Raw genomic sequence first — 13,464 nt, forward strand, 5'->3', positions numbered from 1 at the left:
TACAATCGTAAATGAAGGAGATAGATATGAAAATTACGGATATTCTACGTGAAGAGTTAATGATTCTTGATGTAAAGGCAGATAATAAAGCCGCTATTTTAGACGAGATGGCGCAAAAATTAGTGGATACTGGGGCAGTGAGCGACTTTGATAGTTTCCGTTCAGACATCCAAAAACGTGAAGATACTATGAGTACTGGTTTAGGTAATGGTATCGCTATGCCTCACGCGAAAAATGAAGCAGTTACCAAAACTTCAGTTGTATTTGCTAAAAAACAAGGCGGTTTAGACTTCGAATCTTTAGACGGTCAACCAGCTGAATTATTCTTTATGATTGCTGCTGAAGGTGGCTCTGCGGACACGCATTTACAAGTACTTGCTGAACTTTCTAAGTTACTAATGAACGAAGACTTCATTGCTGCTTTAAAAGGTGCCCAAGATACTGCAGCTGTTACAGGTATTTTAAACTTAGCACAAGCACAATTAGACGCAGAAAACAAAGAAGAAGAATCTTCTACTGATGTTTCTGCAGCTGACGTTGACGAAAAGCAACCATATATCATTGCGGTAACTGCTTGTCCAACTGGTATTGCCCACACTTATATGGCTGAAGATGCTTTGAAGAAAAAAGCAAAAGAACTAGGCGTACAAATTAAAGTTGAAACACGTGGATCTGAAGGCGTTAAACATGGTTTAACTAAAGAAGACATCGACAAAGCTGACGGAATCATTGTTGCGGTAAGTAAAAATGTCCCAATGGGTCGTTTCAACGGTAAAAAAGTGGTTGAACGTCCAGTTGCTGACGGTATCAACAAAACTGAAGAATTGATTAATTTAGCTTTATCTGGCGACGCACCAGTTTACACAACTAACCGTCAAGACGAAGATGATGCTTCAAGTGAAGACGGTGCAGGTTCAGGTCGTTTCAACTTCAAATCATTATATAAAGATTTAATGAACGGTATCTCAGCAATGTTACCATTCGTTATCGCTGGTGGTATTATTATTGCCATTTCATTCTTAATTGAACGATTTGCAGGTAGCGAATCTGCCTTATTCTTAGGTTTCAATGGTATCGGTTCTGCAGCCTTTGCTTTCCTAATTCCAGTATTTGCTGGTAATATCGCTAAATCTATCGGTGGTCAACCAGCCTTAGTAGCCGGATTCTCTGCAGGTGCTTTAGCAAATACTGCTGGTGCCGGATTCCTAGGTGGTTTAGTTGGTGGTTTCCTTGCTGGTTATGTGACAATCTTAGTCATTGAAATGCTTAAAGGGTTACCAAAATCACTTGCAGGTACTAGAACAATCCTATTCTACCCAGTACTTACGTTATTAATTACTGGTGTTATCATGTACTTTGTATTAGGGCCAATTTTTGCTGGTATCAATACCGGTATGTTGAACTTACTTGAAAGTTTAGGTACTGCTAACTTAGTATTACTAGGTGCCTTACTTGGTGGTATGATGGCAATCGATATGGGTGGTCCATTCAATAAAGCAGCTTATGCCTTCTCTATCGGTATCTTTACAGATACAGGTGATGGTAAATTCATGGCGGCAGTTATGGCCGGTGGTATGGTGCCACCATTAGCAATCGCTTTGGCGTCAGTTTTATTTAAAAATAAATTTACTAAGACAGAAAAACAATCAGGTTTAACAAACTTCATTATGGGTCTAACATTCATTACAGAAGGTGCTATCCCATTTGCTGCTGCTGATCCATTACGCGTGATTACTTCTAGTGTACTAGGTGCTGCTGTTGCTGGTGGTTTAACACAATTCTGGACAACTAATGTACCTGCACCACATGGTGGTATTATCACTATGGTGGCGTTAGGTAACCAACCATTACTACTAATCTTAGCGGTAATTATCGGTTCAATTATCTCAGCCTTAGTTTTAGGTCTGTGGAAAAAACCAGTAGCTGAAGAAGACAGATAATCATTTAAATAGATACAAGAAATGCACGAAATTGCCGAGAGGTTAGTTTCGTGCTTTTTTTTGGTTAATAATATCATGTATTGCAAAATTGGAAAGCGAATCTGCTATATGAGAAATAGCACATATTTTATAAAGCGGCTCTAGTGATTGTCTTATTTTTGTATTTTTTGAAAAATAAATCAGTAAAGAATTGTTTAAGATAATTGATAAAGACTTAATTACGCCAACTAATCAAAAATTAATGGTATGATATTTTAGAATGAAAATAATCGTGCTAGGAGAGAGTGTATGCGGGTTAAAGATATATTACTTAAAAATAAAGGCCAAGCCTTTTTGGCATTTGTGGCTAAAGTAGCCGAAGCCATTTTAGAGTTATTAGTGCCTATCGTGATGGCTACATTGATTAACATGGGGATTAATCAAGACAATCCATCAGTCATCATAAGACAAGGTATCTTGTTAGCAGTATTGCCTTTACTAGGTTATTTAACGGCCTTGGTTTGTCAATATTTGGCTTCTAAAGTTGCCCAGGATATTGGGACTGAAGTGCGGCTAGAAATGTTTAAAACATTAAACCGTATGGATAGAAAGCAATTGGATACTATTACAGCTTCGTCAGTAGTTCTAAGAATTGAAAATGACACTCAGAACTTACAATTGGCCATTGCCTTAATGATTCGTCTAGGTTCTCGTGTGCCAATTTTATTAATCGGTTCAATTGTGATGGCCTTTTATGTGAGTCCAACATTGGCGCCTATATTTGTCATCGGTGGATTAATCATTGGTGCTATTTTGATATACATTAATATTTTTACTAATAAACAAAATGGCCAAATCCAACGTCGTATGGATCAATTATCGCGCATCGTGCGTGAAAACTTTTCGGGCATCCGGGACATTCGTGCCTTCGCCAACGAAAAACATGAAGTCGACCGATTCGAAAAACAAAACCTGACTTTAAGAGGCGAGCAATTAACCATGGGCGCCTTCCAAGCGCTGGCTAACCCGTCAAGTCTTTTCTTAGTCAACTTAGCCATTGCTTTTATCTTGTTCTTCGGTGGAAGACTGGTAAATAATGGCCAGTTTATGCAAGGGGATGTCGTTGCCTTAGTTCAATATATGAATAATATTCTCTTGGCTTTAAATGTACTCGTGAATATCTTACTTGTATTTAGTCGAGGGATTGCTGGGATTAACCGAATTGATGAGGTTTTAGCCATTAAACCAGAAATCTTAAGTGGCCAGGAAAAACTTTCTGGGCATGAACCCTTAGCCATTCAATTTGATGATGTAACTTTTGGATACGGAGAGCGGAATACCATTGAAAATATCACAGCTGATATCAAACCTGGTTCTTTCTTTGGAATTATCGGGGGGACGGCATCCGGTAAATCAACCTTAGTTAACCTGTTGTTACGTAATGACGATGTCAACCAGGGCCAAATTATCATTAACGATAGCTTGATTCAAAACTTAGACCTGAATGCCTACCGTCAAAAAATTGGTCTAGTCCCTCAATCAGCCTCTTTATTTACAGGGACCCTTAGAGATAATCTATTGATGGGCAAAAAGAACATCAGTGACCAAGACTTGTGGCAAGCTTTAGAAATTGCACAAGCGAAGGACTTTGTCGCTCAAAATGACCAGGGCTTAGACATGCCCGTTCGACAAGGTGGTAAAAACTTTTCAGGTGGACAAAAGCAAAGGCTAACGATTGCCCGTGCCTTAGTTGGCCAACCGCAAGTTTTAATACTAGATGATTCATCAAGTGCCTTAGACTTCGCCACTGAATCGAAATTACGCCAAGCATTAAGCAAATTAAATACTACTATTATCATGATTTCACAGCGAGTATCTTCAGTACAACAGGCTGATCAAATTTTAGTTATGAATAATGGACGCAGTGCTGGTGTTGGTAGTCACGATGACTTATTAGTAAACAGTGACATATATCAAGCGATTGTTGCTTCGCAAATGCAGGAAGAAAAGGAGGATTAGCAGATGGATAAAACAACATTCTCATGGCTGATGGATTACATTAAACGTTACCGTTGGACTACAATCGGCTTATTCCTATTTTCAACAATTACCGTCCTTTTTCAAGTTTTAATACCCATTCAAATCGGACAGGCAGTGAATGAAATCGTTGGTTTGGACCGAGTGGATTTTGAAGCCCTGTGGCAAGCCATTATCTTGCTGGGTGTGTTCGCTCTAATTGCAGCTCTAGCTCAGTATTTACAAAATCAGATGTCTAACCGATTAACCTACCATATTATTGCGGACTTACATAGAGACGCTTTTAATAAGATTCAAAAACTGCCTTTATCATACGTGGATAAACATTCTTTAGGGGACCTTGTTTCTCGTGTCATTAATGATGTCGATTTAGTCGGTAACGGTTTATTACAAAGTTTCAATAACTTATTTTCCGGCCTGATTTTAATTGTCGGGGTTATCGTGATGATGTTATCCCTAGATGTTAAAATCGGACTGATTGTCATTATTTTGACCCCAATTTCTGTGGTTGTTTCTTATATCATTGCCAGTAGAACCTACCACCGCTTTACTGAACAGGTCAATTTACGTGGCGAACTCGGTGGATACGTGGATGAAATGGCTCAAGGGCAAATGATTGTCCGTGCCTTTACCTTTGAGGACGACGCCATTGAACAGTTTACAAGTATTAACCAGAAAGTGCATGAGTCAGGTATGTGGTCACAATTTTATGGGGCTTTAATTAACCCAACGTCGCGTATTTTAAACTCTATTGTTTATGCTGTTGTGGGCGTGGTCGGTGCCTTTACCGTATTATCTGGCCAATTGAGTGTGGGGATTTTCTCTTCATTCTTAACTTACGCCAACCAATACAACAAGCCATTTAATGATATTTCTTCTATTATTAATGAAATGCAAACATCTTTAGCTGCGGCTACTCGCGTACATGAACTGATGGGTGCTAAAGAAGAGACCCCTTCACGTGACCAAGCAGAGCTTGTAACGGTTGAAGGTGCAGTTGATTTTAAAGACTTAACCTTCCATTATGATAGCCAACGACCTTTAATTGAAGACTTAAACGTCCATGTCAAGGCTGGGGATACGGTAGCCATTGTAGGTCCTACTGGGGCTGGGAAAACGACCCTTATCAACCTTCTGATGCGATTTTATGACCCAGTAGCCGGCGGGATTCATATTGACGGTGTCAACACCTTAGATATGCAACGTAGCTATCTACGACAAAACTTTGGGATGGTTTTACAGGATTCTTGGATTTTTGAAGGAACCATTTTCGACAATATTGCATACGGTAAGTCGAGCTCAACCATGGAAGAAGTGGTTGCTGTGGCTAAAAAAGCCCAGATCCATGACATGATTATGCAGATGGACCAAGATTATCAGTTTAAATTAAGTGAGAATGGGGCCAACATTTCTAAAGGGCAACAACAATTAATTTGTATTGCGCGAATTATGCTCACTGACCCCGATATGTTGATATTGGATGAGGCCACATCTTCAATTGATACGATGACGGAGAAGGCGATTCAAGAAACCTTTGATGCAATGATGGTCAACCATACAACCTTTATCGTAGCCCACCGATTATCAACGATTGAAAATGCCGACCAAATCTTATATATGGAAAACGGCCATGTCTTAGAACAAGGCAGCCATCAAAGTTTATTAGAAAAAGAAGGTAAGTACTTCAATCTATACCAATCGCAATTTGATCACCAAGCTGAATAAGTCCTTGTTGAAGAAGGCGCACATCAAAAAGCTAGCGGCAATTTTCGCTAGCTTTTTTGTCTACCTTCGTTTTATAGATAGTTTAGAATCGTCGTAATATCCCGTTGAGTGACAATTCCAATAATGTCTTCAGGTTTACGGACATCGTCTTTTTCCGAAATCAATAAGACTTCATTTCGGTTGTTGCGCATCAAGTCGACCATAAAATCATCTAATTCAAAAATTGGGGTATCTGGTGAAATGATTTGTTTACGGGTAATTTTCTTATGTTGGCTATGATTGATGATTTGCTTTACTTGATATTTGGAGAAGTCCATATAGAACCAAGAATTTTTAGTAATTTCATCCGCAATAAATTTAGTGATCAATTCTGCAGAAATAACGGATACCAAACGATCCTTATTAAAGACGGGTAATTGGGATACTTGATGGTGGTGTAAATCAGTCAAGGCTTTTTCTAGACTATCATCCATATTAATGGCAAAAACTGGTTTAATAAATTTTCTGGTTGACGGAATTTCTGTCAGTAATTTGTTGATTTCAAAGAGTTGTTGATTGGTTTCTTCAGAAGGATAAGCCAGGTTTACTTCAACCTCTGTCTTGTGGTGGGTCAACAAGTTGCGTAACTGGCGAATCTGGTCTAAAAATTGATGGTTACGTTTGATTACTTGGTTCGTTTTGGCTAATTCTTCTACACACTGGAAGAAAGTAGCATCATCATTGACTAATAATCCCTTCATGGTTTGGTGTAGGGCGTTAAAGTGGCTAATAAAAGCGACTGTTACTGAATAGGGTTTATCCCTGGTAAATTCTTCAGAATAATGACTGGTCATCTTGGCAACCTCCTTCTATCTACTGCTTTGATTATAACAAAAAGATGATGGAATAATGAAATGCAATACCCTTGAGCAAATAAATTAAAAATCTTGATATGATTTTTAGATAATCCGTTATCGCTTATAGGTATAAGCTTTTGAAAATATTGAGTGCTAGAATTACGCTAAGCTTGAAAAATATTTTATTAGGAGGTACTTTTGATGAAGAAATTCTTAAAATGGGTCGTATTTTCAACTGTGGCGTTGCTATTAACGGCATGTGGTAATACAAGTTCAGCGGAAACATCCGAAGATAAAGTCATACGAGTTGGGGCAACGGGGCAATCTTTCCCAAACTCCTACCAAGAAAACGGGGAGTTAACAGGTTTTGATGTTGAGGTATTCGAAACAGTGGTAACTAATTTAGGCTACACTATTGAATGGACTACTGGAGGTTTCGACGGATTGGTTACACAATTAAATACTGGCAAACTTGATACAATTGCTAATAACTTTGCGCAAACAGAAGAACGGGCAGAGGTTTATCAATTCTCAACGCCATACGCATACGCACATACAACCTTAGGTGTGCTAGCCGATTCTGACATTCAAACGATTGAAGACTTGGAAGGTAAAACAATTGGTTTGGTTGCAGGGTCACATAAGGTAGATATCATGAAAAAATATATAGGAGATAACGGTTTAGATATTGAAATCCGTACTTATGAAAATCGTGAAGGACCTGAGTTAGATGTTGAGAAAGGTCAGATCGATGCCTATGCTCAGGATTATACGATAATTCAAGCGAGCATCCAATTGAAGGACAAACCATTCCGTACGCTAGACCAGACCTTCTCAAACGACAATGTGGTCTTCCCATTTGCCAAAACTGAAGAAGGGACAGCTTTTAAAGAAGCCTTTGACGCAGAACTTGAAAACTTGCGTGAAGATGGCACTTTAGCTGAAATATCTAACAAATACTACGGCGAAGACGTAACACAAGGATAGGTGAATAAGCATCATCGAGAGGTATCTTAGATTATCAGGATACCTCTTTTTCTATTTGTATAGAGAAATGATCATTTATTAGTAAATGTCTTGATTAAATGATATATCAATATCCGACATTATCCAGTTAAATATAGCTAAAAAGATATAAATAAATATTTTTCAATGATTCTGAGCAAAAAACTAGAGATTTTATTGAAAAATGCTTACAATTTTAAATTGTATTGATATGATTTTTAGATGACTCGTTATCGATTATTGGTATAAGTGTTCATACATATTCAGTGCTAGAATAATTCTATGTTCAAAAACTATTTATTAGGAGGCAGTTCAAGATGAAGAAATTATTTAAATGGGTCGCATTTGCAGCTATCGCTTTGGTGCTAGCAGCTTGCGGTAATGGTAGCTCGGAGGAAGCATCCGGCGATAAAGTATTGCGTGTTGGGGCTACAGGTCAATCTTTCCCAAACTCTTACCAAGAAGACGGTGAGTTAACCGGGTTTGACGTTGAGGTATTGGAAACAATCGCAGCAAATTTAGGTTACACAGTTGAATGGACAACTGGTGGATTCGACGGTTTGGTAACACAATTGAATACGGGTAAATTAGATACTATTGCCAATAACTTTGCGCAAACTGAAGAACGTGCAAAAGTTTATCAATTCTCTACACCATATGCATACGCACATACAGCATTAGGTGTATTGGCTGATTCAGATATCCAATCAATTGAAGACTTAGAAGGTCAAACTATTGGTGGGGTTGCGGGTTCAAATAAAGTAGATATTATAACCAAATATATTGAAGAAAATGGTTTAGATATCGAAATCCGTACTTACGAAAACCGTGAAGGACCTGAATTAGATCTTGAAAAAGGTCAAGTCCAAGCCTATGTACAAGATTACGCGATTATCCAATCAAGTATCACATTAAAAGATAAACCATTCCGTACTTTAGAAGAAACATATTCAGATGACAGCGTGGTATTCCCCTTCGCACAAACTGATCAAGGTACTGAATTGAAAGAAGCTTTTGACGCAGAACTTGAAAAATTACGTGAAGATGGTACTTTAGCTGAATTATCAGAGAAATACTACGGCGAAGACATTACCCAAGAATAGTTTAATAAAACTCAAGGAGGGGCAGATATGAATGAAAACCTAGGGATCAAATGGATTAAACAATTGATCGAAGCAGACCCGACAACAAATGAAGATGCTGTCCGGGAAGCGAAAAAGGGCATTCAAGATTATCTTGCTGCCTCCTTTTTTGCGAATAGGGAAGCAATACCAAAGCAATTAAATAATGGCCAGCCTTTCACTTACTGCACGTCGAACAGCCCAATAGATAAAAAGCAAAGGATTACCTTTGCTTCTAGGCATCATGCCCTTGTTAACGGCTTTCGGGCCCATTACTTAGACATTGACGACACCCAACCGTCCATGCGGGGTCATGCTAGTGCAGTCATCCTTTCAGCCTTATTTGCGGTTGTCCATCCAAATGACGATGGTCAGGACGTCATCTCTGCCTACATTGCCGGCGTTGAAATTGGTGGACGGCTTGGGAACTTATTCAATCCAGACCTTTATCAAAAAGGCTGGCATGCAACTGAATTCATCGGCGGTTTTGCAGCAACAGCAGCCTTAATCAAATACTTGAACTTAAACGAAAGTGAAGCTACTAATGCTTTTTCACTCGTTGCCAGCCAGGCTTCAGGATTTCGCTTCCAGTTTGGAACAGACGCCAAACCGCTACAAGCAGGTATCGCAGCTAGAAATGCCATTGAAGCGGTAGATTGGACCTTAAAGGGTGTCCAAGGGTCAGAAGACTTTTTATTCGGTGACAGAGGTCTATTTGAAATTTTTGAAATTGACCAAGCGACTGGTCAGGAAGTCCTAACTGCATCATGGGATGGGGACTTACAGATATGCAAACCGGGCCTATGGTTTAAAGCCTACCCATTTTGTTCGGCAGCCTTTAGAGCGGCGGACGCAGCAGTGACTATTTTCCGAACAACAGGATACGAATTCTTAGATATTGAACAGGTGACGATTTCCTTTAACCCAGGCCGGGACGCAGCTTTAGTTTACACTACACCAACCACTGGACTTGAAGGCAAGTTTTCAGCAGAATATATTACTTATCTGGGCTTGAAAAAGGGCTACTATGAACCAGCTGACTTTACGACTGACCCAATCGATGAGGGTATTCAAGCCGAATTAGCTAAGTACAGGCGGATTATCACCCCCGAAACGGACAAGGGCTTATCTTCGACAGTGAAAATCACCTTTAAAGATGGTTTATCTGTCCAAGAAGAGGTATGGTATCCAACTGGGTCACCGGAAAATCCCCTATCTAACAAGATGCAATTTAATAAGCTTTCGGACAGCCTGCAAAATAAACTATTAGCTGAAAATATTCAGCGGGATATTCAAACACTGGATCAAACAAAAATCAACACATTTTTAAAACATATTAACGGAGGCAATTCATGGGATCACATGCACTAGATTTAATCACAATCGGCAATAATTTTGGGACGGCAGAAATGCGCGCCTTATGGGACGATAAAGCCCGTATCCAAAAACAATTAGACACAGAAGCAGCCCTGTCTCAAGCAGAGGGTCAGTTGGGCATTATCCCAGTTGACGCTGCCGCTAAAATCAAAGAGGCAGCGAATGTCGACCTATATGATATTGAAGATATCGCTGCTGAATCGGCACGTTTACGTCATTCTTTAATGGGGACGATAAACGCCTTAGAACGCCAATCTGGTGAGGCGGGAGAATTTGTCCATTTTGGTGCTACCACCCAAGATATTGTGGATACAGGGATGATGTTACAATTGCGGGATGCCTATGACATTATCGAGCGCGATGTGGCGATTGTTTTAGACTTGTTAGCTAAACTAGCTAAAACCCATCAGGATACGGTTATGATTGGTCGAACACATGGTATGCATGCCTTACCAACAACTTTTGGCTTTAAGGTTGCTGTTTGGGTGGATGAATTCATCCGTCATGCAGAACGTTTAAAGGAATCTAGAGATCGAATTTTTGTTGGTAATATGAACGGGGCGGTTGGAACATATGCCTCATTTGGGCCTAAAGGTAGCCAGCTCGAAGCAGCGACTATGGACATTTTAGGTCTAAATACGCCTAATATCGGCTGGCAATCAGCTCGTGACCGTTTTTCAGAATTTGGTAATATTGCGGCATTAATTAGCGGAACTGCTGGTAAGATCGGGAATGAATTTTATAATTTAATGCGGACGGATATTGGAGAAATTGAGGAACCCTTTAGTAAGGGTGAGATTGGTTCTTCAACCATGCCACACAAACGAAACCCAGCTTTATTTGAAGGCCTAGCATCATTGACGCCGCCAGTTTTGAAATCGGTCGCCCTTTTGCATGAATCAATGGGTACTGAACATGAACGAGACGCTATGCATTGGCGCCAAGAGTGGGTGGCTTTACCTGAAATTGCTATCTACCTATCTGGTCAGTTAAATACCTTGAAAAATGTATTAGACGGTTTAACTGTACGGGAAGACCGGATGCAAGCCAACTTAAACCGGCAAGCTGGCTTAATTATGTCTGAAAAAGTCATGTTTGAATTATCTGACTCACTTGGTAAGCAAACTGCCCACGCTAAGGTTTATAGTTTAGCTATGCAATCATTTGAAGAGGGGCTTGACTTTGGGGACGTTTTAAAAGATGACGCTGAAATTTCTGCCAACCATCAACCTGAAGAAATTGACCAGTGGTTAGACCCGAGTGCTTATACAGGATTGGCCCACGAGAAAGTAGACCAAGTCCTAGCAGCTTACCAAGCCTTTAAGGCAGGTCTTGCTGATGGTAAATAAGGATTTAACGTTTAGACGATTACATATGACGGACCAACCAGCTTATCAAGACTTGATTCACTCGGCTTACGGGTCGATTGACCAAAGTGTGATATCTTTTGAAGCGGCTAGTGAAAGCCAAGCGGATAATATCCACTGGTTGAAGAGTGTGCCAACATTTGGCCTCTTCAATGAAGACGGTGATTTGGTGTCAGGGGTGTCTTTACGATACCCTTGGGGGCCAGAACCGGGTCCTAAACCTTATCCTCATATCGGACGCTTGGCAACTCATGCGGATTTTAAGGGTCACGGCTATGCTAGGATCACATTTGATTATATAGAGGATTATTTACGTGATGAATTGAAATGCCCAGTGGTTACGCTAGGGACTGCTGATCAGTTGCCCTGGTTAGTTGCCATGTATGAGCGGTGGGGTTTTGTTGAATTCGCCCGAAAACGATTGGGCAATAAAAAGCACATCACTGTTTATTTACAAAAAAACCTTATATAATTCTCCATATTTGGAAACCAGGATAGTGCCTGATATAGGCAACAAGAATGCAAAGGATTTACAAAAAGGAAGTGAATGAATATGGATTTTCCATACATGCTAGAAATCTTACCAGAAGTTGCTAGCTACATACCTACAACGCTTGTTCTAGCGTTTGTCTCTATGTTTTTCGCTGTGGTGATTGGGTTAATCGTAGCCTTTGGTCGCCGTAGCAAAAATAAAATTATCTCAAATTTATCAGCCGCATATATTTCTGTATTCCGCGGGGTACCAACCGTTGTGCAATTATTTATTATCTACTTTGGGCTCCCACAATTATTCCCGTCTATGTCTAACTTGTCTGCAATGAGTGCAGCGATTATCGGTTTATCTTTTAAAGAAGCCTCTTATTTAGCGGAAATCTTCCGTGCAGCTCTAGACTCTGTAGATAGCGGACAAATTGAAGCTGGTTTATCAGTAGGGATGAAACCTTGGAAAATTTACCAAACTGTAGTCATCCCACAAGCAGTTGTGAATGCTGTACCGGGTACTTTAAATGTCTTTATTTCTCTAGTTAAAGAATCGTCAATCGTCTTTACTTTAGGGGTAACCGAAGTCTTTGCTTCAGCGAAATTGATTGCTTCATCATCAATGCTGTATTTTGAAACCTATGTTGTAGTTGGTTTCATTTACTGGGTAATCATCGTGATCATTTCATGGTTACAAGGCAAACTAGAACGCAAGATAGCTGTTCCTTACAAACGCAGCTAGGAAAGGAGTACCAATATGATTACAGTTGAAAAATTAGTGAAAAAATTTGGCGATAACACCGTATTGAAGGGAATTGACTTTCAAGTGAATGAAGGGGAAGTTGTCGCAATTATCGGGCCGTCAGGTTCAGGAAAATCGACCTTTTTGCGGAGTTTAAACTTACTGGAATCACCAGAATCAGGAACCATTGTAATTAACGGGGTTAAAGTCATAGCACCGGATATCAAGAAGCAAGATGCCTTTGCCTTAAGACAGCAAACTGCCATGGTATTCCAACACTATAATTTGTTCAGAAATAAGACAGCTTTAGAGAACGTTACTTTATCGTTAATTTCAAATAATGTCATGAAAAAAGACGAAGCTGCTGAGTTTGGTGAAAAATTATTGAAACAAGTGGGCTTGTCAAAACAAAAAGACCAATACCCAGTGACTTTATCAGGTGGGCAACAACAACGCGTAAGTATCGCCCGGGCACTTGCTGTACAACCTAAAGCAATTCTACTAGATGAGCCAACGTCTGCCTTAGACCCAGAATTAGTGAATGAGGTGCTTGAAACCATCGAACACCTGGCAAAAGGGCACACAACACTAGTTATCGTGACGCACGAAATGAATTTTGCCCGCAAAGTGGCGGACCGGGTTGTCTTTATGAACGATGGTGTAGTTGTAGAATCAGGTCGTCCAGAAGAAATATTTACAAATCCCAAAGAAGAGAGAACTAAACAATTCTTGAAAGAGTATATTGGGGTTAATGAATACGTGATTTAGAGTGCTTAATATACATACAAAATAAACTTTTTATAACTTAAAAGTATAAGATTGTATATTATTGAACTTACTAATTGACTTTTAAAA

Annotated in this window: 11 protein-coding genes; 10 read left to right on the forward strand and 1 reads right to left on the reverse strand. The window is 39.7% G+C overall.

Annotated features, from left to right (window positions below):
- The first annotated feature begins 26 nt into the window (after positions 1 to 26).
- From AWM74_RS09015 to AWM74_RS09025, 3 genes are all read left to right on the forward strand, one after another.
- Entirely contained in the window at positions 27 to 1,940 is a 1,914-nt protein-coding gene (locus AWM74_RS09015) for a PTS fructose transporter subunit IIABC (protein WP_026466032.1), read from the forward strand.
- A gap of 288 nt (positions 1,941 to 2,228) precedes the next feature.
- A complete protein-coding gene (locus AWM74_RS09020) occupies positions 2,229 to 3,938 on the forward strand; it encodes an ABC transporter ATP-binding protein (RefSeq protein ID WP_026466033.1) in 1,710 nt (569 codons plus the stop codon).
- Between the two features lie 3 nt (positions 3,939 to 3,941).
- On the forward strand, positions 3,942 to 5,681 hold the full coding sequence (locus tag AWM74_RS09025; protein WP_026466034.1) for an ABC transporter ATP-binding protein: 1,740 nt from the start codon (positions 3,942 to 3,944) through the stop codon (positions 5,679 to 5,681).
- A gap of 71 nt (positions 5,682 to 5,752) precedes the next feature.
- Here the strand turns inward: AWM74_RS09025 and AWM74_RS09030 are convergent, their stop codons facing one another.
- A complete protein-coding gene (locus AWM74_RS09030; protein WP_026466035.1) occupies positions 5,753 to 6,514 on the reverse strand; it encodes a CBS domain-containing protein in 762 nt (253 codons plus the stop codon).
- A gap of 204 nt (positions 6,515 to 6,718) precedes the next feature.
- Between AWM74_RS09030 and AWM74_RS09035 the strand changes: the two genes are divergently transcribed.
- From AWM74_RS09035 to AWM74_RS09065, 7 genes are all read left to right on the forward strand, one after another.
- Complete coding sequence (locus AWM74_RS09035) at positions 6,719 to 7,504, forward strand: transporter substrate-binding domain-containing protein (RefSeq protein WP_034258186.1); 786 nt, start codon at positions 6,719 to 6,721, stop codon at positions 7,502 to 7,504.
- 335 nt (positions 7,505 to 7,839) lie between these two features.
- Positions 7,840 to 8,625: a transporter substrate-binding domain-containing protein gene (locus AWM74_RS09040; protein ID WP_026466037.1), complete on the forward strand. Its 786-nt coding sequence runs from the start codon at positions 7,840 to 7,842 to the stop codon at positions 8,623 to 8,625.
- 27 nt (positions 8,626 to 8,652) lie between these two features.
- On the forward strand, positions 8,653 to 10,014 hold the full coding sequence (locus tag AWM74_RS09045; RefSeq protein ID WP_051218245.1) for an MmgE/PrpD family protein: 1,362 nt from the start codon (positions 8,653 to 8,655) through the stop codon (positions 10,012 to 10,014).
- Positions 9,996 to 11,369, forward strand: a complete 1,374-nt coding sequence (gene purB / locus AWM74_RS09050) for an adenylosuccinate lyase (RefSeq protein WP_026466038.1) — start codon at positions 9,996 to 9,998, stop codon at positions 11,367 to 11,369. Before AWM74_RS09045 ends, purB begins: the two co-directional genes overlap by 19 nt.
- Entirely contained in the window at positions 11,359 to 11,859 is a 501-nt protein-coding gene (locus AWM74_RS09055; RefSeq protein ID WP_034258188.1) for a GNAT family N-acetyltransferase, read from the forward strand. Before purB ends, AWM74_RS09055 begins: the two co-directional genes overlap by 11 nt.
- Positions 11,860 to 11,940: 81 nt before the next feature.
- Positions 11,941 to 12,609 carry an amino acid ABC transporter permease gene (locus AWM74_RS09060; protein WP_201784319.1) on the forward strand — a complete coding sequence of 223 codons (669 nt, stop codon included), beginning with the start codon at positions 11,941 to 11,943 and terminating at the stop codon, positions 12,607 to 12,609.
- Between the two features lie 15 nt (positions 12,610 to 12,624).
- The gene (locus tag AWM74_RS09065) at positions 12,625 to 13,377 is read left to right on the forward strand and encodes an amino acid ABC transporter ATP-binding protein (protein WP_026466041.1); all 753 of its coding nucleotides are present in this window, start codon (positions 12,625 to 12,627) and stop codon (positions 13,375 to 13,377) included.
- The last annotated feature ends 87 nt before the right edge of the window (positions 13,378 to 13,464 follow it).

This window comes from Aerococcus urinaeequi (assembly GCF_001543205.1).
GTDB classification, from domain to species: Bacteria; Bacillota; Bacilli; order Lactobacillales; family Aerococcaceae; genus Aerococcus; species Aerococcus urinaeequi.